Genomic DNA, 249 nt, shown 5'->3' with positions numbered 1-249 from the left:
GCTGTTGCTGACCCAGGCGCAAACCCTGAGCAACCGTTTCAACGCGGTGAGCACTCAGCTGACCCAGCAGAACGAAACGATCAACTCCCAGCTCGACACCATGGCTGGCCAGGTCAACAAGCTCACCGCCAGCATCGCCGAGTACAACAAGCAGATCGCGGCGGCCTCGGGCACCGGCAACACGCCCAACAGCCTGCTGGATGCGCGCAGCGAAGCAGTGCGCCAGCTCAACGAGCTGGTCGGCGTGAC

1 protein-coding gene is annotated in these 249 nt (G+C 63.5%); it reads left to right on the top strand.

Translation table 11 applies throughout. The features are described 5' to 3' along the window. On the top strand, window positions 1–249 hold a 249-nt coding region (locus tag R0J88_RS22250), incomplete at both ends, for a FlgK family flagellar hook-associated protein (RefSeq protein WP_410901208.1).

Source organism: Pseudoalteromonas sp. SIMBA_162 (assembly GCF_046535955.1).
Taxonomy (GTDB): Bacteria; Pseudomonadota; Gammaproteobacteria; order Enterobacterales; family Alteromonadaceae; genus Pseudoalteromonas; species Pseudoalteromonas marina.
Note: the sequence above shows the minus strand (reverse complement) of the source record. Positions and strands in the feature narration are given on the sequence as shown.